At 35.8% G+C, this 22,286-nt stretch carries 18 protein-coding genes and 1 pseudogene; 8 read left to right on the plus strand and 11 right to left on the minus strand.

Annotation, left to right across the window (positions count from 1 at the left end; translation table 11 throughout):
• Positions 1-173: 173 nt before the first annotated feature.
• The 3 genes from PBV53_RS07605 (at position 174) to PBV53_RS07615 (ending at position 2,097) form a co-directional block, all read left to right on the plus strand.
• A complete protein-coding gene (locus tag PBV53_RS07605) occupies positions 174-806 on the plus strand; it encodes a recombinase family protein (RefSeq protein WP_270096565.1) in 633 nt (210 codons plus the stop codon).
• Positions 807-1,110: 304 nt separating this feature from the next.
• Entirely contained in the window at positions 1,111-1,299 is a 189-nt protein-coding gene (locus PBV53_RS07610) for a hypothetical protein (RefSeq protein WP_270096566.1), read from the plus strand.
• A gap of 42 nt (positions 1,300-1,341) precedes the next feature.
• Positions 1,342-2,097, plus strand: a complete 756-nt coding sequence (locus tag PBV53_RS07615) for a hypothetical protein (protein ID WP_270096567.1) — start codon at positions 1,342-1,344, stop codon at positions 2,095-2,097.
• Between the two features lie 115 nt (positions 2,098-2,212).
• Here PBV53_RS07615 and PBV53_RS07620 read toward each other — a convergent pair.
• A pseudogene (locus tag PBV53_RS07620) lies at positions 2,213-3,157 on the minus strand (HsdM family class I SAM-dependent methyltransferase); the annotation flags it as partial.
• Between the two features lie 786 nt (positions 3,158-3,943).
• Between PBV53_RS07620 and PBV53_RS07625 the strand changes: the two are divergent.
• Positions 3,944-8,398: an AAA domain-containing protein gene (locus PBV53_RS07625; protein WP_270096568.1), complete on the plus strand. Its 4,455-nt coding sequence runs from the start codon at positions 3,944-3,946 to the stop codon at positions 8,396-8,398.
• Between the two features lie 107 nt (positions 8,399-8,505).
• On the opposite strand, the gene PBV53_RS07630 is transcribed toward PBV53_RS07625, so the two are convergent.
• Both PBV53_RS07630 and PBV53_RS07635 read right to left on the minus strand, forming a co-directional pair.
• Positions 8,506-9,474, minus strand: coding sequence for an endonuclease/exonuclease/phosphatase family protein (locus tag PBV53_RS07630; RefSeq protein WP_270096569.1), 969 nt, complete (start codon positions 9,472-9,474; stop codon positions 8,506-8,508).
• Between the two features lie 163 nt (positions 9,475-9,637).
• On the minus strand, positions 9,638-10,249 hold the full coding sequence (locus PBV53_RS07635) for a PEF-CTERM sorting domain-containing protein (protein WP_270096570.1): 612 nt from the start codon (positions 10,247-10,249) through the stop codon (positions 9,638-9,640).
• Between the two features lie 492 nt (positions 10,250-10,741).
• Between PBV53_RS07635 and PBV53_RS07640 the strand changes: the two genes are divergently transcribed.
• Positions 10,742-11,914: a FecR family protein gene (locus PBV53_RS07640; protein WP_270096571.1), complete on the plus strand. Its 1,173-nt coding sequence runs from the start codon at positions 10,742-10,744 to the stop codon at positions 11,912-11,914.
• 464 nt (positions 11,915-12,378) lie between these two features.
• Here PBV53_RS07640 and PBV53_RS07645 read toward each other — a convergent pair whose 3' ends face one another.
• From PBV53_RS07645 to PBV53_RS07675, 7 genes are all read right to left on the minus strand, one after another.
• Positions 12,379-13,065: a peroxiredoxin gene (locus tag PBV53_RS07645; RefSeq protein ID WP_270096572.1), complete on the minus strand. Its 687-nt coding sequence runs from the start codon at positions 13,063-13,065 to the stop codon at positions 12,379-12,381.
• Positions 13,066-13,356: 291 nt separating this feature from the next.
• Complete coding sequence (locus tag PBV53_RS07650; RefSeq protein WP_270096573.1) at positions 13,357-14,007, minus strand: HNH endonuclease; 651 nt, start codon at positions 14,005-14,007, stop codon at positions 13,357-13,359.
• Positions 14,008-14,120: 113 nt separating this feature from the next.
• Positions 14,121-14,525, minus strand: coding sequence for an AF_0619 family ribbon-helix-helix protein (locus PBV53_RS07655; protein WP_270096574.1), 405 nt, complete (start codon positions 14,523-14,525; stop codon positions 14,121-14,123).
• Between the two features lie 162 nt (positions 14,526-14,687).
• Entirely contained in the window at positions 14,688-17,360 is a 2,673-nt protein-coding gene (locus PBV53_RS07660; protein ID WP_270096575.1) for a DNA polymerase, read from the minus strand.
• On the minus strand, positions 17,353-17,685 hold the full coding sequence (locus PBV53_RS07665) for an HNH endonuclease (RefSeq protein ID WP_270096576.1): 333 nt from the start codon (positions 17,683-17,685) through the stop codon (positions 17,353-17,355). The genes PBV53_RS07660 and PBV53_RS07665 overlap by 8 nt, the downstream gene beginning before the upstream one ends.
• A 16-nt stretch (positions 17,686-17,701) precedes the next feature.
• On the minus strand, positions 17,702-18,340 hold the full coding sequence (locus PBV53_RS07670; RefSeq protein ID WP_270096577.1) for a hypothetical protein: 639 nt from the start codon (positions 18,338-18,340) through the stop codon (positions 17,702-17,704).
• Entirely contained in the window at positions 18,337-18,486 is a 150-nt protein-coding gene (locus PBV53_RS07675) for a hypothetical protein (protein ID WP_270096578.1), read from the minus strand. The genes PBV53_RS07670 and PBV53_RS07675 overlap by 4 nt, the downstream gene beginning before the upstream one ends.
• Before the next feature lie 155 nt (positions 18,487-18,641).
• Here PBV53_RS07675 and PBV53_RS07680 point away from each other — a divergent pair, with 155 nt between their 5' ends.
• From PBV53_RS07680 to PBV53_RS07690, 3 genes are all read left to right on the plus strand, one after another.
• Complete coding sequence (locus tag PBV53_RS07680) at positions 18,642-19,532, plus strand: hypothetical protein (RefSeq protein WP_270096579.1); 891 nt, start codon at positions 18,642-18,644, stop codon at positions 19,530-19,532.
• 30 nt (positions 19,533-19,562) lie between these two features.
• A complete protein-coding gene (locus PBV53_RS07685; protein ID WP_270096679.1) occupies positions 19,563-19,700 on the plus strand; it encodes a hypothetical protein in 138 nt (45 codons plus the stop codon).
• A gap of 413 nt (positions 19,701-20,113) precedes the next feature.
• Positions 20,114-20,383 carry a hypothetical protein gene (locus PBV53_RS07690; protein ID WP_270096580.1) on the plus strand — a complete coding sequence of 90 codons (270 nt, stop codon included), beginning with the start codon at positions 20,114-20,116 and terminating at the stop codon, positions 20,381-20,383.
• Positions 20,384-20,443: 60 nt separating this feature from the next.
• Here PBV53_RS07690 and PBV53_RS07695 read toward each other — a convergent pair whose 3' ends face one another.
• The gene (locus PBV53_RS07695; RefSeq protein ID WP_270096581.1) at positions 20,444-22,081 is read right to left on the minus strand and encodes an ATP-binding protein; all 1,638 of its coding nucleotides are present in this window, start codon (positions 22,079-22,081) and stop codon (positions 20,444-20,446) included.
• Between the last annotated feature and the right edge of the window lie 205 nt (positions 22,082-22,286).

Here is a 22,286-nt window from a genome sequence, read left to right on the forward strand (position 1 = left end):
ACTTTTACTGTTATTTATATAAATATCAATTATATATGTTCTGGCTATTCACACATGTATTCTAAAATGTTTCACATTTGCAGGTGTGGACTCATTACACAATACAAGTCTTTTAAATTACCTAAAACACACCCACTGCTTTTATAAGTTAGATGTTACATAAAACATGTTTAATGGAATCTGTAGAAAAATCGGTAGGGTATGCTAGAACCAGTACAAAAGATCAGAACATCAATACTCAGATAGTCCAATTAAAAAACAAGGGTATTACTCCAGAACAAATATTTTTTGATGAAGGTGTCAGTGGGAGTGTTCCAGCTGTACAAAGACCCGGGTTCAAAAAGCTCCTGAAATACATCGAGTCACATGATATGAACACGATCTACCTCTTTGAAATCTCGAGGCTCGGGAGGACTTTTATAGACACCCTTAACTTGATTATGGAATTTGAAGATAAAGGTGTCAGAGTGGTCTCTCTGAGCCCCAGTGAAGCCTGGTCCACAGCAGGTGATCCTCATTACAGAAAGCTATTGATATCTATCTTTGGATGGGTTGCAGAGAATGAAAAAAGGATTATGAAGGAACGCATCAAAGTGGGTATCGAGCGACATAGGAAAGAAAAGAAAACATGGGGAAGACCCACTAAAGAGCCTAATCGGAAAGAGGTCATGAAGTACAGGGATAAAGGCTTGACTTGGTCTGAGATCTCGAGGGTGATGAATATTCCGGCGAGTACATTGTACAAGTATAGGGATATATGGGAAGAACAGGATAGAGTTGAAAGAGTCGAAAAGGCATCTGAGTGAAAATATTTGAGGACAAGTGTGAATGAGGGCTTGTCTAATTACTCTTTTTTTTGAAATGATACACAAGGATTCATCGATATTATTCATTCTTTTTCAGTGAGTATAAATGCTTTCAATTTATTTCGAATCCAAATTAATGGAACCATAAATTGTCTTTCGGATTCTGACCGGATTCTGTATTCCTTCTTGTGACCCTCTCCGACCTTCGCTGCCGCCTGATAGCGCCGGAAAGGTTATGCCGATGGTAATCTAGAGCGAAAATGGTCCGAACATTCAAGGTAGAGATATACATGGAGGAGACAAAATGGATGGGGACAAATTATCTTCACTTTGTATATCATCGTTCATCATTGGTATCATAATTGCGGCGATAGCCGCCGAAATTGGAATAAGTACTCCATTTTTGGAGTTAAGTTATATAGTATTTGGAGTAGGGCTTCTAATGATAACGATTGCAGAAATATGCTTTGTAATCTTATTATTAATTGGATAAATTCGATTAATTATAATTTTAAAATATTTGAAGGTGAAAATTATGCAGGATCGATATTCAGGTGATGTTGGAGATTTTGGTAAGTACATATTACTTAATCAATTATATGCAAATTCAAAGGAGAAAATTACGATTGGTTTTAATTGGTACAAAGTAACACAAGAAGAAAAGAACAATGATGGTAAATACACCAATTATTTGTCACCATCAAATAGACAGTATCACCATTATTATAGGTGTTCTCCTGAAATTCATACAAAGTTAAAGTCTATTGTGGATTCCGATAACAGGTGCTTGGAAGCTATAGAAAATAATAATGTACTTCCACCAAACACTTTGTTCTATTCGAATGAAATACCCCTTTGTGAAAATTACGTTAATCGAAAATCCAAAAGGAAGCATTGGTTTGACCAATCCTTGTCTTCTTTAAATGAAGCAGATGTAGTTTATGTCGATCCTGACAATGGTATTCAAACAAAATCGGTTAAGAAAACACACAAAGACTCTATTAAATACGTTTTCAAAGACGAAATTCAAAAGTACTACCTCGAAGGCAAATCGGTTATCATCTACAACCACAGGAACATGGCTCCAGAGGAGGTATATCTCAACAAATTCAGAGAACTTGCGAATCTATTTTCAGAAGAAGCTGATTTAAGGGTACTAAAATTTTCAAGATACTCTGTTCGAGATTATGTATTCTTGATTCAACAAAAGCATAAGCACATTATCAATAAAACCATAGACCAGCTTATCCAAAAACCATTTAATTTCATGTTTAATGAAAGGGATTTATGACTAAATTATATGAATACACTCAAAAACACCGTGGCAAATAAAAAGTGGAGATTTCCAACAATTAAATCTCCAACAAATTCCCATTTACCCCCATTTCTTTCTTTAAACCAGATTTTCACTCACCGTCACCATTTATCACTACCATGATCTCCCTGAAGCTTTCAAGAGATTCTTCGATATTCTCGATTATCTCATTCGCAAGAATATCAGGATCGGGCAAATTATCAAGATCAGCAAGACTTGCATCCTTCAACCAGAATATATCCAGATTCGTTTTATCCCTTTCCACGATCTCATCATAGGTGAACTTGCGGAATCTTCCTTCTGGAGTTTCTTCACTCCAGCTTTCCTGACGATGGAAGCGGTCTTCGGTATTGTAGCACTGGATAAATTCTTCCAGATCGGAGAACTTCAAAGGGTTCTTTTTAAGCGTGTGATGTATGTTGGTCCGGTAGTCGTATATCCATACTTCTTTTGTCCATGGTTCTTTAGCCGCGGGTTTTGCTTCAAAGAAGAGCACGTTCGCCTTGACTCCATTCGCATAGAAGATGCCTGTGGGTAAGCGAAGGATCGTATGAAGGTCGGTGGTCTCAAGGAGCTTCTTGCGCAAAACTTCCCCTGCACCGCCTTCGAAGAGAACATTATCCGGCAGAACCACTGCTGCCTGACCGCCTGCTTTGAGGATGGTGTGAATGTGCTGCACAAAGTTGAGCTACTTGTTACCTGTGGTCACCCAGAAATCCTGACGGTTGTAGGGGAGGTCCTCTTTTTCAAGCTCTCCTGCATCGTTGGTGAAGGTCATACTGCTCTTCTTACCGAATGGTGGATTGGTGAGGATGTAATCGTAACGTTCTCCTGAATCGGCTATGAGCGCATCAGAATTGGATATCGAAGGTTCCCCATCAATCTCCCCGATGTTATGCAGGAACATATTCATCAGTGCCAGCCTTCGAGTTCCAGCAACGATTTCATTACCACCAAAGGTACCATTCTTCAGGAAACGGCTCTGCTCTCGGTCCATCTGGTTATGCAATGTCAAAAAATCATAGGCTGCCAAAAAATCATAGGCTGCCAAAAAGAAACGACTGAGTACCATATCCATAACTTCGCTAAATTAAGGATACTCTGTGCAGTTCATAACCTGAATGGTAGAAACGGTCAAGTAACTGCAAGTAAAATTCAGGAATATCTTGATTATAACAATATTAACAGCCTTCGCAATCTCTTAAAACGATATGTTTCGTTTGGGTATCTCCGTAGATCAAAATACAAAGGAATGGGTAAAGAGAAGTATCGATATACCTTAAAAAAAAGAGGAAAGAATGTGATGGCCAAACTACTAACACTCAACGAGTATGGATATGATCTAAAACTAGGATATCGACCAATCAAAAAAAGGCAAAAAATCGAAAAATAATTGATTAAAACAACCAGGTCAAAAGATAGCTCAACTAGATGTAAGCTTTAGGGGGCTTAAATCACATATTTAATGATATAACATAATTGGATCTCTTCGTGGGATATAGCGAGCGTTTCAAATTATATATATTTGAATGTCGGCCCTTTGATATATATTCATTTTATTTTTATATATTACGTAATTATTATTACTGTATTTGTGGTGGGTGGGGTGGCTGCAAAATTGACTGGAACAGATGAACAGGATATTAGGACTAAGACTTTGCCATCATATTTTCAGAAGAAAATGATATTAATGTGACAAAACAACCCCTATTAATTTATTTGACAGTTGAGTGCTTACATACTGTTGTGAAGAATATTATATTTCAAATACTCCAAATAATTTGAGAACATATTAATATGTTAATGATGTTTTTAATATATAATGTTCAAAAAAAGAGAAATTCCATGGTTGAATGTAATTCAATTTCATAAAGAAATTGTTCAAATGGACCGGGATAATTTTTTCTCACTCCCATTGGGGAACAAAGAACAGTTAAACTCTCATCGATGGACTTTGATTGACAATTTTCTTATTGAAGATATGGCAGGTCCATGGGAAATCTCGTATGAATCTGTTACTAGTAAACCATTATTAGAGGCTATATCAAACAAAAATATAATTGAAGGTTATCTTGGTGGTCCATGTTGGGTAAATTCTAAAAGAGGACAAAATTCATTCTCAGATTATCTAAATCCACTTTTTTATATAAGTGTCAAACTTGAACTGGATGAAGGACTTATCCGAATAATACCTAGTGAAGGAAGTTGGGATATATCCCCAATGATATATGATATTTTGACTAAAGGTGAAATTGAGCCTGAAAAGTCACTTGAAGATATGACACATGAAGTCATTGAAAAAGCCCATGCTATTTCCGATCAAAATGAACAAAGTCTTTCTCTGAATCTCCTCAATGAATTATTTAAGCAAATACCAGAGCTTGAAACAATATTAACCAAAAAATCTCTTAAAAACGAAAAATTAAAACTCATAAACCACCCATGGACATTTTTTCTTCCACCAACGTCTAGCTCTCCATATACACATCACATTCTACGAGATTATTCCGAACTTGAACAAAAATTAAGAGAAAATTCCTCTGAAATAGGTGGATTAAAGTTACTTGAATCTTTAACTTCTTCCCAAAATGAAAACAAGGCAGAGCTACTTCCCATAGTTCCTCTTAATGATTCACAAAGAATGGCAGTTTCTGAAATCTTAAAATCAAAACCAGTTACTGTCATTAGTGGACCCCCTGGATGCGGAAAAAGTCAAGTTGTTGTATCCTTACTTCTTAATGCATGGGCAAATGATATTAGTGTACTATTTTCAAGTACAACAAATGCTGCAGTCGATGTAGTATATGATAGGCTTTCTGATTTTGATTGTGAGTACCCTATTGCAATACGTGCAGGAACAAGGTATAAAAGTAACATAGATGAGGCATTCAGGAAGCTTCTGAATAATGTCTCTGCAAACACTATACATTCTAAATTGAAGAAAACTGAAACACATATTCACGAACTCAGCTCTAAAAAAGAAGATATGCAGGCGTTTCTTGACGAAAAGATTCCACAAGAAATAACAGAGGCACTTAGATCAGCATTAACATCTCATGCGGATTTTCTTGAAAGAAAGAAAGAACTTGGGCTAGAGATAGAACCTTTCTCTCTCAAAATAAATTCAATCGGCTACAATTTAACTCCTGAATTTTTCACAGGAGCACTTTTAATTCCATTTCAAAAGTGGATGGAAGAGATTAAACAATATGAGTATCAAATTGAACTTGATTCTCAACAAAGAATTGAGATCCAAAATAAATTAGACTCTTCTATAAGGGATAGAAATGTATCATTAAATAGACTTTTCTTAAATCCAAATACCCTTAACAATTTCGATTGGATTATTGAAGAACATGGTCCTGAAAAATTTGAAAAATGGCTTAAATCTTATCAATCTTTGATTAATCAATCAGTATCTGGATATCTAGATCCAATAGAGATGAAAGAAGAATTCCTTGAATGGCAAGGGGAAACGGAAGCTCTTGAATGGATAAATAATGCAGATAAATTGCTAAAAGAAAACCAGACGATATTTACAAATTATTCTAAGCAGCATAGAAGCATAAATGAAATCAGAATCAAATACGATAACAAAAGAAATGAAATAATTTCTGCAGGGTTGTCAGAAAGTACAAATTATGACAAAAATAAGATACTAAAATGGAAATCAGATTATGCTTACCTTTCTTCAATTCCAAGTGGTATAATTAACATCTTCAAAAAGAAAAAAGCCAATAAACAAATTCAGAAAACTGAAGAAGAAATCCGAGAATATTATCCAGTAGAAATTTGGACTAATTTTAGTGAAAGTGAACAGAAAGGACGAAAGTTGCTTAATGATTCAATTGACCTAACCATTAGTTGGCTTGAGATTCAAAGAGAATGGTATTCTCTAAAAGAGTTATGGGACGATATTGAAAATGAGTTTATAGCAATTCAAAGTAAAGCCCTTGAGTTAGATTTATCTCAAAAAGTAGATGTTGTTGATAATAGCACTCTGTTAAAACTCAACAATGAAATCGAACTAAAGAAAAAGCTAGCTTTCCAGGCTGCAAATACATGGGAAGCAAAACAAAAAGCTGATACGATTGAGCACAATTTAGTACAGGCTTCACAAGAATTCCAACATTTTTTGATAAGTACCCCTTTACTTGATTCTTGGATGAACTATAATGATTCAGAGTTTTCAAAAACAGTTTTGTCTTTACTACCTCGTCCGATTTTAGAAACTGTAACTATTGCTCAACGCACCTTAAATGATACTAGATTTGAAGATTTATTTTCATTCTGGAAAGCTGCAAGGGAATCTGAAAATAAAGTTCAAGATTACATCAAAATCATCAATCAAATTCCTTTGGATAAGATTAAAATTGCGACATGGTGGAATAGAAAACCATCCATGATTACAGTTGAAAAATTAGATTACTCATTGCTTCCTCAGAAAGATGATCTTCTATGGAATCATTTAGAAGAGTGCAAAAAGATAGCGAACGAATGGAAGGAATGCTCTGAAACAGTTCTTAAAATTAAAGAAAAAGAAATGAAAGAGGCTTATGAGTGGGCGATCAAGTACCTGATGGTTGCTATGAACAAAACTCCTGAACATATGGGAAAAGAACATATTAAATCTGTTACTTTACCACTTGTTAAACAGTCAATTGATTCTTGGCCAATTGATGAATTAAACGAAATATTTCTTGAGTTGGATCCTGATCGTATCAAAGGTAAAATCAATAAAATTGATTCTGAATTAGAAGCTCTGTCTTTCACTCTTGCAAAAGAATGGTGGGTAAAAAGAGTTGTTAATGATGGAGATATTTTAAGGAGTGCAGAAGATTTATACAACCATTACAGAAGAAACAACAATAAGATTAAGGGTTTCTCCTCTGAAAAATTCCAAAAAGCCTTATCATCAGTTCCAATTTGGACCACGACCGCTCTTTCTCCTCAATCAATTCCAATGGAACCTGAAATATTTGATTTGCTTGTGATTGATGAGGCATCTCAATGTACACTTACCAATGTTCTTCCTCTCATATATCGTGCTAAAAGAATTGCAATCATAGGGGATCCAGATCAATTACCTGCAATACCCAATGTGAATGTAGGGAAAGAATTGGCTCTTGCATCCAAGCATGAAGTTTCAAAGTGGTTGGACTTACTTGGGCATAGTAATAATAATGTGTTTCAAATAGGTGTCTATTGTCTTCCGGGTGGCAGGCCAGAAATAATTTCATTAATAGAACATTATCGAAGTCATCCTTTAATTATTGGTTTTTCAAATCACTACATATATCAAAAACGATTGAAACTAAAAAAAGAACTGATACGTGAAAATACAACAGCGTCTCAATCTGGTCTTTTCGGAAGAAATGTTCTTGGGACTTGTGATAAAGGCAGTGGAGGTAAAAGTTGGGTTAATCCAAAAGAAATTGAATCCATATGTGAATTGATACAAAATATTCAGGATAATGATGGATTGAGTCACCTAAGTATCGGTGTAGTGTCTCCATTTGCTGCACAGGTCAAAGGAATACAAAAAAAACTGTATGAATTAAATCTGGACAATGATATAACAGTTGGAACCGCACATACATTTCAGGGTGATGAACGCGATATAATCATTTTTAGTCCAGTTATTGCTAGAGGAATGACAAAAGGAGCTATCAAATTTGCAAATTCACCAAATCTTATTAACGTATCACTAACAAGAGCACGTGAAGCCCTTTTTGTTGTTGGGGACTTTAAATATTGTAAAAAAAGTGGTGGAATTGTAGAAAATCTTATCAAGTACATTGATACGATTATGCTATTAAGGGATACAAGTAGGGAAGAATTAGAACTTTTTAGCTGGTTGATCATAGAGGGCCTAACTCCAAAGGTGCATGAAAAGATTGGTGGAATTGAAGTCGATTTTGTACTCACTAACAAATCTTTAGGTATTAAATTGGTAATTGAGGTTGATGGAAAGCAGCATTACTTTGCTGAAATTAATGGAAAAAAATATGCCATCAAATTTGAAGTAAACCACAGATATATCGAAGTTGAGAATGAAAAAGTTTACATTCAAAATCATGGTGTCCAAGAATTCGCTGAGATCAAAGGTACTTCATACCCAGTTACTCAAACAATGGAGTCTATAAAAGAAGACAATATTCGTGATGAATTTTTAAAAGGCCAAGGTTTTAGAGTTCTAAGAGTGCCAGCAAAAGCTGTTAGAGAAACACCAACTAACGTGATTACAAGAATAAAAGAACATTTAGAGATTGTATGAAAGAAGCTCTCCATTACATGAAGTCGTAGGCTATGGATTTACCGCCTTTGTTATCTGGGTAACCTTTGCACAATGGTTGCTACCCTTATAAAGGGCAGCATATTTGATTAATCCAAATCACCACTAACATTAAACTCAGCATATACCGGATAATGATCTGATACTGCCACAGTTTCCTCTTCTGTCAGCTCATACTCCAAGTCATATCTGAACACATTTGCTTGCCCAACTAGGTCAGACGTATCTGTCAGAACCATTCTGTCATAGGTATAATCCGTTGACCTCGTTGTCGTGTCATGTGTGTCATCGATGGCCCAGAAGTAATCTTCAAGATCTGAAGTTGAATCTTCATCGAAATATGAACCGTCTGCATTGAAGTCACCCATGATCACAAAGTCGTCCTCTTCTGGATAAACGGACTGAGCATAAGCAAGTACATCATCTAATGCGTTAATCTCTTCTGTGGCCTCGTCTGGGTCCGTGTGGATGACCATCAAGACTGCATCATAGTTACCCTGGGTAGAACTGATAGCTGCAATGTATGGTTGTCTGTGGAATGGATCAGTGTCTTCAGGTTCAGGGTAGGTTTCTGGAGTACCAGTAACTTCTGCATTTTGGGTATTGTAGATGTATGCATATTGTTCCTTGCTTGACGTTCTGCCAAGCCTTTCACTGACTACAAAGTCATACCGTGATCCATCGGAGTTTACAAGATCTACAAGCTCTGGAAGAGCAGTCTGTGATTTATCTCTGATCTCCTGAATTGCAACTACATCATATGTTCGTACAATGTCTGCAAGTACATTCATCACGTCTGGTTTGTCAGCTTTTGATACTCCGAAGACCTGCACGTTGAATGCACCGATGACAAGTGAATCGCTTGCTGCAATAGTTGGTTCTTCGGATGCAGGCTTATCTTCGATTTGGTCAGCAATGTCTTCTACAGTTTCAATAGTACCCTCGACAGCTGCAAGTACTTCATCTGCAGTTTCAAGTGTATTTTCAGTTGATTCGACACAACCGGATAATGTCAATGATGTTAGAATGATCAATATGAATAAGACTTTTCGAATCATGGTTCAGAAGTGGCGTCCATGTATGATAATGGTTACTGAAAAACTCTGTTAACCTTCACACAATCCAGCTGCTACCTGTCGAGACAGTATATTGCAAGCTCGAGTATTAGCCAAAAATAATAAAAAAAGATGTGAAGACATTTCAATCTCCACTAGTTATTGTTTACTCTTTCCTGCGTTGCATGAAGAATGCGAGACCAATTATTGCTGCTACTGGAAGAGCAATTGTTGGGAATTCTGGTATCTCTTCTGGAGGGCACCTGTCAAACCCAATCTTGTACACAGTTACATGAGGTGAGTTTTTATTTTCTATTACAATAGTATGCTTTTCAAAACTCAGATCAGAAATTTCTAAATATCTCATATTCTGTTCAGATAGAGGCTGTCCTATGTTGACATTTGCCCAGGTGTCGCCTTCCCAAACTTTTTCACCATCAACGTAGACAATTCCGATTCCATCGTTCTTATCACTTGCAAACTGGATATACAAGCAGCTTGCAGCTTCTGTGGTTTCAACCACCATGGTTCCGCCACCACCACTTTGTGTAAGAGCAAGACCTCCAGCGTATCCTTGCCAGATGCTACTATTTATTGCTGTAACGACAAGTTTGTCACTTGGTTGAGCAAATGTAGGATCTGCATATGCCCATTCATCTGGCTCATATATTCCGTCTACAAGATTGACTTGTGGTCCTACACTTGCTGAAACAAGACCAGTCATTCCGATGATCAGCAATAAAGCAAAACCATATCTAAAGATATATTTCTCTTTCATATACATCACCACCAACAAAAATCCACAATACTTATTATGTATACATTATATTATCCCCAATATATATACATTGTGAATATGTTTTACCAGTATTAGAATGCTCATTATGATGGTTTAGTTTTTTAAAAATAAAGTAGCAAACATATCTATTAGCTATACACTCTCACAAAATACAGATCCTTGTGGTCCGGACAATACATGTCCAATTATATTTTCAACTTTAGATTGAATTGTGAGATTGATCAACAGTTTACTCTCAAAACTCATGTGAGGGAAAGGTTGGATGAAGAGGGGTGTTAAAAAATAAGTTCTTTTAAAAAGCAACCTTTTGGAATTAGTCATAATATGCATAATTTAATCGCAATTCTCTTTTAGCTTAAGGAACAAAAATCAATTATGTCATCTAATAGAAAATATGCCAATTTGAGTCTTACCCGCAAGCAACTTCTTATACTAAATATCTTCACACTGCTTCTCATAATATTATCTTTCATGTGCATTACCCCAATATGCAATGCTGCGGATTCTCCAGAAGCTTTGTATAACTTTAAACTCACTTCCGAGACAGCCTATCCCCTCCATGATGCCAACGGTGAACTAATAGGTGAAGAGGTCGTATTCACTTACGGTGAGCAATCGGGATATGGTTATGAGATAGCCATGTCAAATCTTTTTACAGAAGCGCAGGCAACCAGTTTTTTTCAGCTACGTCAGAAGGAATTAATCGAGGGTATTGAATCAGGTTTTTATGGTACGGATGTAAAGGCTGCAGAAAGCGGAATGCAGTTTGACAGGATTGCTTATGATGCTAAAATTAACAACATAAATTTCCAGCTGATCGTTTTCAAAGACCATGATTTTGTCATATCAATTGTTGACCATTCAAATTACGGAATTGCATCCATTATTGAGCAGCATTCAAAGGTTTATGTTGATGAAAACTATATCTCGGCCCCTAAAGTCAGTATCACGGAGGTTGTCGGGATCGTTGAGGAACTGGAAGGCCGGGTGGAAGTAAGGCATCCGTGGTCTGACCAGTGGCAGAAGATCAATGAAATGAATGGGATACATGAAGGGGATCAAATTAGGACATTAAGGGGAGCGATGGTAACTCTCAAATTTGATGATGGAAGATCTTGTGCCAGAATGGAAGAAAAATCGTACATTGAGATCTCTACTCAAATTGAAGAAAAAGAGACTAATGAAAACATGAGGGTTATCAAACTCTTTTTTGGTGGAGTCTGGATGAAAGTTCAGAAATTGGCTGGGGTGGATCTTTTCGTTACTACTCCTACATGCGTAACGGGTGTTAAAGGGACTGAGTTTGTAGTTTTCTACGATCCTGATCTGTCAACCGATAATATCTATGTTCAGGATGGAATTGTTGAGGTAACAACAGACAATGAGATAATTGATCTCTATGAAGGTGAGAAGATCACTCTCCAGAACGGCTATGCAGGAGCAGTCTTGACGCTTGGGGATGGAGAATGGAACGAACTGATGGCAGACTTCAATAGCGAATATCCAGAAGATGATGTTTCCATGGATAGTGAGACTTATCCGTCTGCTGAAAGTGAGGAGAGCAACACTTCAGTGAGCGGATTCACCGCATTGGCATGTATTGCAGTGGTCGCATTGGCATTCCTGAGAATCAAGTCAAAATAAGTGGATAGAAACCCTATCATGAAAATTAAATTGTTTATACTCCTTATTGTAAAAGTAACACTTGATAGCGATGATGATGTTCTACCACCATGCCCAACATATGGAAATTGTGAATATAAAAAGGAATGATTCACTTTATGATATTTTTAGAAGAATTCGGTTTTTTCACGTTAACTATATTCCAGTCTGGTGTGCGAGTAGTATAATTCGAACTTCAAGCTTTCACGAAATACAAATGTTCATGATCAGTACAATACATATCCAATTCAATCTCTATCCTCTAATTGAGATTGCATTACATGAAGTAAAAAGCTAAGAATGATAAGCTATTCACTTTCAAAACTCATGTTAGGGAGAGGTTGGACATATTGGAGTCCATCAATTCCTTATGTAAAAGTAAATAACTTAATTAAAAAAAAACCACTAAAAAATAGTGGCCATAAATTATGCACAGGTCTGTTCATTCAGGATTCTTTTTTGAAACAAATGAACCAGTCAAGACAATATTTCCCATCTTCTTCTGTTTCAACCCTTTCCTTAGCTGTTCCACATGAACCTGGAGGTGGAATAATTACATCTTCACCTGGTTGCCAGTTTGCAGGTGTTGCAATATTTTCTGCATCGGATTTCTGCATTGCAAGCACAATACGTTTGATCTCATCCATATTACGACCATTGCCTAATGGATAGTAAAGGATGCAACGTATCTTGGCTTCTGGATCCATTATAAAGACTGCACGTACCGCCTGTGTGTTGGATGCATTTGGATGCAACATGCCGAATTTCTTTGCAACTTCCATTGTAATATCTTCAATAACAGGGAAATTAACTTCGATATCTTTCATTCCTTTGTACTCGATCTTCTCCTTGATCGTACGAAGCCATGCAATGTGAGCATATATACTGTCAATTGAAAGACCAATCAATTCTGTATTCAGTTCCCTGAATTCATTCTGCATGCTTGCAAAGGTCATGAACTCAGTTGTACATACTGGGGTGAAATCTGCTGGATGGCTAAAAAGTATCACCCATTTACCCTGATAATCGTCAGGGAAGTTTATTTCACCCTGTGTTGTTTTTGCTGTAAAGGACGGTGCATCATCACCTATAAGGGGCATGGTGACACGCTCCACATTTTCATTTTCACTCATTGTTAAGTCACTCCATTATACAATTTTGTATGCTAAATTTGATATATTTCCATATATAACTTTTGTATATAATTAACACTGTTAACATGCATTGTATATTCAATTTTTAAAAATCTATAATAATAATTATAAATCAATGTTAAATTCAATCTCATTTTGAGCAAGCGCACAAAAAATTAGCATTAACTATATCCCCCACTTTCTATACGGGGATATAGTTAACTTGTAAAAATGCCACTCTTTAATTAAACAAGAAAAATATGTAAAAAAAGAGTAAATCGATTTACCTTTTCATTTTTTCTCAAGCGTTTCATCGTATTTAATGTCTAAAGTTCCCTTTTCCCCAACTTTCCATACTAAATATGGGCCATTATATGAGGAGGATCCTTTACCAACAGCAACTTCGTATCCCATTCCAGAAACGATGTGCAAATATTTTGAGATGATGTTATGAAAAACCTTTTTTGGACTATAGTCTACCCAATGAGCAGAAATCCAAAGTTTATTTTTGCCTACAATCACATGACATTGACCACACAAAGTAATTAAATTATTAATTTCGTGTGATTTGGATTCTTTAAAGGGCGTTATATGGTGGACATGCAATTTTTCAGTAGATTCACAAATCTTGCATTGATTGAGATCCCTTTCTAATGCCAACTTTCTTTGTTTGTACCATGATTTATTATTTGAATTCGTTCTCTCTTTTTTTCTCATTTTATTGTGTTGTTTTTTGAAATTACTATGTTCTTGTTTTGCTTTTTCGTTTGAAATTAATCCTAATTCTGAATATCTATATGGAATTCCACCAGGAGACTGGACAATAAAGCACTTTCTTGCCCCTTTTTGCTGCCGATAATCGTTGATTTTTTTTGCAACTGTTTCATAATTGTCATTATTTTTGAAACCATCTCTAAAGATTTTATTCTCACTTTCATCCATTCAATTACCCCTTTTTATTGCTAGAAACCGTTTCCAAAACTTGATTTTAAAATCGTGTTTAGTTTCCAAGGAAACTTGAATGCTTGTTAATCAAAGTCCATCCTTGCAAGTTATCAAGACCTTTTAAGAATTTCTTTAACAGAAGACTGCATACCGTAGAGGAACTGCGTATTTATAGGATCCACTGAAGAAGGATTTATATCGCTAGCAATTTCTCTTAAATAATTGAGAAGATTTTCTTGTTCATATGGATCTGTGGGTTCAAAATTCGCAACGTATTCAAGTTTGTCTAAATTGACTTTTTTAATATTAGCAAGAAGAAAATTAAAGCCCTGCTTAAATTCAATATCCTTCTTGGATTGCACCTCTGCTAGTGCATTTTCAAGTCGATCTGAAGATCTCTGATTTATGTATCGTTCAATGCAAAGTCTAGTGATTGCCGACCAATTGACTTCTTTAAATTCTTCCATTTTATTCGAGAGTTCATCCGAAATACCAACGGTTATATTCTTGACCATATTATCACAGATTACTGTATAATCTGTATATATTATAAAGTTTTCTGTAAAATCTGTGGACATGTTTTGTGCCTATAAAAACAAGGCTACAAATAATGTTTCTAAGTGAACAAATAACTTTGAAGATTTTTGTGGCCCAAAAAAAGGCAACATTATGTTGAATTAAGTAAAAAATGAAGCTAGCTTTTTTACAGCAACAGTATTCAATTTAATGTCACCATTCTCAATAATCCTCTTCTTGATTCTCTGAAATGTCTTCCTATCTACTCCCCATTCCTCAGCCTTTTTTTGAGATAAATAAAGTATATTATGCATGATTTCTTTCTTATTCAGGAACGCTTGAGCCTGCTTCACATTCAATTCCTGTTCATCAATGCTATTGGCCTCCTTGCCAATGTAAACAACTCCGTCTGCATGGACATGCTTTCTCTCAAGAACCCCACTATCTCCATCGAACTTATGCTCAAGGTGTTCAGCATATTGCATTATTGTCCTGCTTAAAGACTTGAAATAATGAAATCCTTCCTTTATATCCCCTGTTTCATAATCAATGAATGGCTCATAAACAGCCTTCTGATAATCTGTGGAAAAAGGCATTAAAGGCTTTACTGCCTTCCCGTTTTCTTCAAATACCTGGAATCCTACAAGATAGAAGTTGAACGGCTTGATCTGGTCTTTCCATTCCTTGCCTGCATTAAATCTCTTGAATCTTCTCAGGACATTAGCAGTTGAAACAGTAAGTCTTGAGATAGCATACAATCCTGAATACTTCTCTTCAATATCCAATTCCGAGATATTATCATAATTCAATTTGAGAATATCTTCCCATATTTCAGCCTGCCAATCATCAACAGCCTTTGGAAACGGGTTTGTTAAATGCCCAAGGCCATGCAATTTGAAAGATCTCTCTCCTTCCATGAACTTGATCTTTTTATTCTCATAAGTGTAAAGAGCATATCTTTTTGATGAGATTCCATAAAACCACACATCCTCCTTCTCAGCTTTCAACAGATCAATATCAAGGCTGTAGGGATTAAGAGGTTGGAAATAATCTATGATCTCCTGAGCATGTTCAGGAGGAACAAAGATAGAATCAGTATCCATATAAGCATGAACTGAACCAAGCTCCTTTACTTTAGCTTCAGCCATTGCCAAGAACAGTTTAGATCCTGCTGTAATCATGACAGCAAGTAAAGGATGAAAATAATTTCCGGCCTTCTCATACCTGTTTTCAGAAGTATTGAAATCATCCAAACCATAAACCTGAATATCGGTTTTCTTATCCTCTGGATTAAGCTCAATGAAGATCCCATAGCTCATAGCATTAACAAGTATTTTGATAGCCTGTGCCCTACTCTTTAATTGTTGATACTCAGGCTTTTCCTTGCTAATATCCTTCATCTGAAGCTTGATATTCTGCCTTTCTTCAACAAGTACCTGAACAAGATTATCCTTTGCAGGATCAATATCAATTCCAAGTATCTGACTTTTCCTTAATCCTTTTTGAATACCCTTTGGAATATACCTGATAGCTTCAACAATCTTTGGAACTTTGCCAGTTAAAATAACTGAGGCTATAACATCAGGCAGAGCATACCACAAATCCTTATCTGAAGTTAGGTAATTAACCCCTACGTTATAACCTGTATTAGAACCCTTATAATCCATCCTTACTGGTAATATATCGCCTTCTGGTTGCAACTTAACCATAACAACAAAATCTGTCCAGTTGCCCTTATTTTGAAGATATGGAAGGTTAAGTTTTGATAACAGATCCTTAATTTCTTCAGTAACATCTTCTGTTTCAAGAGATTCAGCTATCATGAATTTCCAGAGATCCATCACCATAGTAACGGTTGGATACATGCTTGTAAAATCAAGAGTTGTTACTTTAACAGGTACTTTCCGGATCTTACATTCACATCTTCCTCCATAGTAAGAAGTCATGATGTTTCCAATTATTTCTGAAGGAAAATCCGGGTTAAGATCTAAAAATGGTTTGATACCCAATTGTTTAAGAGAATGTTTCCCGATTGATGCTGAACTGTATATTCTGGTTTTTGGTATATCTATCTGGTAATGATCCAGCTCATCAATAAGCTTCTCATGGATCTGATAGGTTGTTTCAACATCCTGAATGAGATAATCGATATACTTTTCCGTTACTTTACCATGCACAATTCCCTCCATCTTCCTGATAGGAGTATTGAGCTTTTCTCCGGCTTTTGCAAGAGAGATATGTTTTGATTGCAGAAGTACTTCAGCAAGTGTTTGAGCATCAAGGAAGTATCCTGAAAAATATTCAGTACCTTTGTTCTCTTTGGTGGTTGTAAATTTGAAAGTATGGGCACCTCCCATTTTTTTAATGATAATAGGAGGATTGAACTTATTTTCAGAGAGATAAAAAGTGAATCCTCCTTTATTTCTCCCTCTTGAATCTCCAACTCTCATTGAGATCCTGCTTATATCAAAAGGAAGATTGAAGCCAACACAAAGGGTATGCAACCCGAATATCTCTGGATAAAATACATCATCAATGAACTCTTCCAGAAGGTAAAGGGAGATGTCATTCTTTTTTGCATGGACTGAAAAAGTCTTTTCTTCTTTTTCAGTTAGCATTGAAGGGTCATAGAATAACCCTTCATGCTGAATATACCCATCCTGGTATATCTGAAAATACCCTATCTTGAAATTCTGGTATTCATCTGTTGTTGTTTCAGTATCAAAGACTAATACTCTATCATGCCTTAATGGAACATCCTTTGGTTTAAAAAAAGGATTAACTGAAGATTTGTTAATCTTCTGGGTATATCCTCTTACAGCAATCTTAGACATTTACGGTCATCTCCATTCCAAGATTGATTAATCGCTGTCCAAGTTCTTTTAGTAAAGCTCCAATGGAAATAATATTGAAAGCTTTCAGATTTTCCAATGATGCATTTTTAGATCTTGCTTTTGGACTTAGCTTGTTCTGTTCTACTGTAATTTTTGTATGGCAGTTCTTACAGAGTGGTTTTACCCAATTTGAATTATTCCTTCCTTCAACATGATGCAGCTCAATAACATTTGCATCATCTTCTCCACAACTAACACAGGCCATCGGCGGTTTTTTTCCTTTCTTATACTTGCTAATATTCTTCCTGTAAGCATCTTTATCCATAGTATCCACTCTTCCATTATACATATAGTTCAAAAAATTCAGGCTCTTCCTGTGCATCCTGAATCTCATAAAGACGTTCAAGATCTGTTACAAAGAAATGCTCTTTACCTTCAGCATCAATGACCTTTGCATTTTCAAATCTTTTTAGATGATCTGGATTGCCATCTTTCAAAGCCTTATTAATAGCATTGAAATATTCAGCAATTAAACTCCTATCCTTTGATCTTGTTGTAACGATTGAGATTAATCCATCATCTCTATCATAGAACATCATTTCAGACTGGAAGTTGTCTGTTCTAGCTACATGCCATCGTCCACCTGATTTCTGTAGGTGGGTTCCAAGATGCTTCAGAGCAAACCGTTTGTCCACTCCTACCTTTTCAGTAGCTTGAGTAAGAGTGGCTCCTTTTCTCATAGCTCTCAATACTTGGAGGGAGAGATTCCTATCCCTCTTCTCTTGTGATGACAATAATTGCCATGCAACCTTACTGAGATCATGCATTCCAATCCTTAAATGCCTCAAATCATTCAGGCTTTTGTCAGGGAAATATTGGTGTTTCCTGATGATCTCCTTTGCATACCTGGATATTCGAGGTATGGCTTTGAGCCATTCTCCATAAGTCCTGTAATCCTTGGAGAATTGTGGGCGACTCATTTCTCAGCTTCCCAGAGTTTCAGTAATGCAATCCTGACAACTTCTACCTGAGAGCATCCGAATTTATCTGACATCTGTACTAGTTTTTCCTTTAGATACGGAGGAAGTGTTATAGTGAGTTTTTTTTGTTTTTTTTTGTACATCATTCTTCACAAAAAACCATGTGCTTAGCATCATATTTATCAATAATGATATTAAATTTTGGAGTGATTAAGAAACCAAATATTCATAAATTTAAGAGTGAAATTTAATATTATGGAGTGACATTAAGAGCTTATTACTAAAATCCACGAGAAGAAATATGACAAAGAATGAGCGTAGCCCCAAAAAAAGCAAAAAGTCGAAAAATAAAAAAGATCACAATGATATTGAAAAAGCTATCAGAGACTCTTTAAAAGAAAGTAGTCCAGTCAGGACAAAAGAATTAATCGAAGATATCAAAAAGCTGGGTTATGGCGAGTCGACAATTTATAAGCATATAAGTGAAATGAACGATATTTCAATTATAAAGTATAAAAAATTAAAGGAATTTGGTATTGAGGAGACAGACGGACGTGCAGTATACATAATGCTAAAAAAAGCAGCAAAGCTCAAAGAACACTATGAGTCTATCTTAAAACTTCTTGAATCGGAAAATTCTATTGAACGAAATCTGACCATTAAAGAAATATACGAATATTATAAAAATCGTGGATTAAATCAATTTGAATTAGATAAACTAATAATCATTTTAAATTTAACACACGAGAACTTAGATAAAAATATAGTCGAAATATTAGACGTGGAATCAATTAATGTTTTGCTATCAATATTCCACGAGTGCTTCATTGATAAGAAAATAAAGCCCGACAATGTAGCAGCACTTCTGGATACACTAAAATCGTTATTGAAGAAATTCCCCAAAAAACAAGAGAATCATCCCGACCTCCGAAGGAATATTATCCGCTTGCTCGGATTCTACAATGATGAAGCTGTTATCGAACAAATTAAAATAGATGCAACAAATTTAGAAGATCCATCTTCTGTTGAAAATGACTATTATTTTGATTTTGATTCTAACATAATTGAAGAACAGATAACGGCACTTTTCAATTTTGAAATGGAATTGAGAAAAGATGGTAAAGTTAAGCCAGCTGGTTTTATCAACAGAATAAAATACTATTCACAAAAGCCTCAATCTCAAAAAAAATAACGAATTTATGACACACGTGGTGTGACAGATATGAAGATGCTACTTCTAAACGGTCATGGAATCGATATGTACGTTGATGGTGCTAAACTCCATATAAAAGATGGCAGATTCTCACCAACTGAAGATCCTCAGGAATTCGGTATTTTCTCGTTAGAGATAAATCTTTAACTCTTAGAGATAAGTACCTATCGTATCGGAATTTATACGTATCGTATAAGTTTCTATACGATACGTATTTCGAGTTCGGATATAAATTTAGATATATTGAAGTAAAATTTTATTTTAGTCTATATCGTAGATTATAGTCTAATATCTTAGTCTAAATGCTTAATAGACTATTTTTAGTTTATTCCTCTTTAATAATATATTATTCCATATAAATTTAAATTAATTTTTGGTGTTTCTAAATCGAGAATAAATATTTCTATATTAGATAATTAATAACTGATATAGTTATTATTATAGCCGAATTAGTAATATTAATTACCGAATCGGTAATATTTATAACCTATATAGTTATTTAAATATAAGAGTCTATATAGAAATTATTTTGCCAAGAATATAATAGTAGGCATAGTCGTATGAGCTATACGGTTAAAACGATTGAGTTTAACAAGCCTGTTTATGTTGGGAAAAGGGATGATTCCGATTTTCTGAGGAAACGGATTATTGATATGCCTTATGCTGAATGGAAGAAAATGGGGTTTTCTAAGGGTACTTTGCATTACATGAAGCAGAATGCCAAGAGTGATAAGCTGTTTACTCTCAATGCTCATATGAGGGAGAGTGGGAACAGAGAGTTTCCGGTAAAAGATAAAGTGCAGTGGTGGGGCTTGCTTCTAGTTTACTAAATTGGAAATAAACTTTACTTTGACAATTTTTTCTGCGAATGTGGTGCCTGGCATACGATATTACTTTGGTATCTTTATGTGAACCGTAGTTCCAACACCTTCCTCACTTTCGACCCAGATCTCTCCATTATGTGCTTCAACAATATTTTTGCATATATACAGACCCAGTCCGGTACCCCCATATTTGCGCCTTATTGATGAGTCAACCTGATAGAATTTCTGGAACAGGTGGGGAATTAGATCTTTGGCGATACCTATTCCTGTATCTGACACTTTTATGTGCAGACTATCTTCCTCTTCATATGTCTCTAGAGTTATTTCACCAGAAGGGGTGAACTTGACTGCATTATCGATAAGATGGGTAAACAGATCTGTCAATTTATGTTCATCACCTCTTATATCAGACAGATTATCAGGCACATCTTTTTTAATAGTCAAGTTTTTCTCATTTATCAAAGGAATCATGTCTGTGATTGCATCATCTATTATTTCTGCAATCTGAACCGGTTCAAATACATATTCAATAGCCTCTGCTTGTGTCAGACTCATGTGCAAAAGAGAGTCAACTAAACGTCTGAGCCGCTTGGAATTACGTAAAATCGTCTCCAATGCGTTTTTCTGCTGATCTCTAACATTGCCCAATGTACCTTCATATATAAGTTCGCTATAGCCTATGATAGATACAAGAGGTGTTTTGAGTTCATGGCTTACATTTGAGATGAATTCATCCTTCATTTTATCAAGTGATTTCAATTCCTCATTTGCTTCAGAGAGCTCCTTGTTGATCTTAGTCAACTCTTGCGAGTATTGTTTAAGTTCATCCGCAGCCAACTTGTGTTGTATGTGTGTCCACATACCTTGCATCAGTAGTGTCAACTGGCGGATATCTGATTCATCGTAGTTCTCTTCTTTATTCCCCACTCCTGCCACAATGACGATACGATCACCATCGAAGATTGGAACATTCATATGACGTTTCAGTTCCACATGACCTTCTGGATATCCTTTCTTAAAGGGATTGGGCGCTTGGTAATCATTTGTAATGATGGGTATTCTCTGCCTTACGGCTTCTCCCCATAGTCCTGTGGTCTCCAGAGGATAGACTAAAGGTTTGTCACCGATCTTGCACTCTTCCATTGCATCCCTAGACCATGAATGCATGGTGAGGACGGTTTCGTTCTCATCCATAAATGAAAGATATCCTAACTTGCTCTGGGTAAGCCTGACCGCCTCTTCACGGGTAAAGTCCGTGATTTCCTGCAGTGATGCATCTGTCATCTGATTAAGTTGCAGCAGTGCTTCCAGACGAGACTCATCGAGAAGCAACGTTTCTTCTGCCCGATTGCGCTCGGCAATGTCTTCAATAATACCAATACCACCAAGAAGAGAACCATCTTCTGATATATAAGGGCTGTAATCAGCTTTAATTTGTGTAAGTTTACCGCTGATGACAGAACGGTACTCACCTTCATAATGCACAGACTTCCCGGAAAGGGCTGCCTTAACAGCATCCCCCATATTTTCATCTTTAATAGAGGCAATAACATTAAAACCGATGACTTCCTCTTTGGTCGCTCCAATGATATCAAGAAAATTTTCATTGCAATGGGTAAAGATCCCGTTTTTATCAAAATAAAATATCCCTAATGCCGAATCTTCAGATATGAGACAATATTTATTCCCAGAGCAACTCTCCATGCCATAATCGGTCTTTTTAATTGCGATTCCCTCCTCTCCAATGTAGAAAGTTAATCCCTAATTGCTTATGTGAATTTCGAACTATGTAGAAATCCCAATACTATTCTAACTATTTAATCCAGAATTTACTTAAAATTTAGTATCTATTTTTTATATTTGAAACACAAAAATCTTGTATTGTGTACTTCAATAAACTATAGATTTG

It is taken from the genome of Methanococcoides alaskense (assembly GCF_027594145.1).
Classification (GTDB): domain Archaea; phylum Halobacteriota; class Methanosarcinia; order Methanosarcinales; family Methanosarcinaceae; genus Methanococcoides; species Methanococcoides alaskense.

Bases quoted from the DNA above. Each gene is read 5' to 3' on its own strand.
- PBV53_RS07650 (WP_270096573.1), bottom strand. From the start codon at position 14,007: ATGGATGAAAGTGAGAATAAAATCTTTAGAGATGGTTTCAAAAATAAT.
- PBV53_RS07690 (WP_270096580.1), top strand. From the start codon at position 20,114: ATGAGCTATACGGTTAAAACGATTGAGTTTAACAAGCCTGTTTATGTT.
- PBV53_RS07630 (WP_270096569.1), bottom strand. From the start codon at position 9,474: ATGATTCGAAAAGTCTTATTCATATTGATCATTCTAACATCATTGACA.
- PBV53_RS07645 (WP_270096572.1), bottom strand. From the start codon at position 13,065: ATGAGTGAAAATGAAAATGTGGAGCGTGTCACCATGCCCCTTATAGGT.
- PBV53_RS07625 (WP_270096568.1), top strand. From the start codon at position 3,944: ATGTTCAAAAAAAGAGAAATTCCATGGTTGAATGTAATTCAATTTCAT.
- PBV53_RS07660 (WP_270096575.1), bottom strand. From the start codon at position 17,360: ATGTCTAAGATTGCTGTAAGAGGATATACCCAGAAGATTAACAAATCT.
- PBV53_RS07685 (WP_270096679.1), top strand. From the start codon at position 19,563: ATGAAGATGCTACTTCTAAACGGTCATGGAATCGATATGTACGTTGAT.
- PBV53_RS07640 (WP_270096571.1), top strand. From the start codon at position 10,742: ATGTGCATTACCCCAATATGCAATGCTGCGGATTCTCCAGAAGCTTTG.
- PBV53_RS07680 (WP_270096579.1), top strand. From the start codon at position 18,642: ATGACAAAGAATGAGCGTAGCCCCAAAAAAAGCAAAAAGTCGAAAAAT.
- PBV53_RS07605 (WP_270096565.1), top strand. From the start codon at position 174: ATGGAATCTGTAGAAAAATCGGTAGGGTATGCTAGAACCAGTACAAAA.
- PBV53_RS07635 (WP_270096570.1), bottom strand. From the start codon at position 10,249: ATGAAAGAGAAATATATCTTTAGATATGGTTTTGCTTTATTGCTGATC.
- PBV53_RS07675 (WP_270096578.1), bottom strand. From the start codon at position 18,486: ATGATGTACAAAAAAAAACAAAAAAAACTCACTATAACACTTCCTCCG.
- PBV53_RS07695 (WP_270096581.1), bottom strand. From the start codon at position 22,081: ATGGAGAGTTGCTCTGGGAATAAATATTGTCTCATATCTGAAGATTCG.
- PBV53_RS07610 (WP_270096566.1), top strand. From the start codon at position 1,111: ATGGATGGGGACAAATTATCTTCACTTTGTATATCATCGTTCATCATT.
- PBV53_RS07615 (WP_270096567.1), top strand. From the start codon at position 1,342: ATGCAGGATCGATATTCAGGTGATGTTGGAGATTTTGGTAAGTACATA.
- PBV53_RS07665 (WP_270096576.1), bottom strand. From the start codon at position 17,685: ATGGATAAAGATGCTTACAGGAAGAATATTAGCAAGTATAAGAAAGGA.
- PBV53_RS07655 (WP_270096574.1), bottom strand. From the start codon at position 14,525: ATGGTCAAGAATATAACCGTTGGTATTTCGGATGAACTCTCGAATAAA.
- PBV53_RS07670 (WP_270096577.1), bottom strand. From the start codon at position 18,340: ATGAGTCGCCCACAATTCTCCAAGGATTACAGGACTTATGGAGAATGG.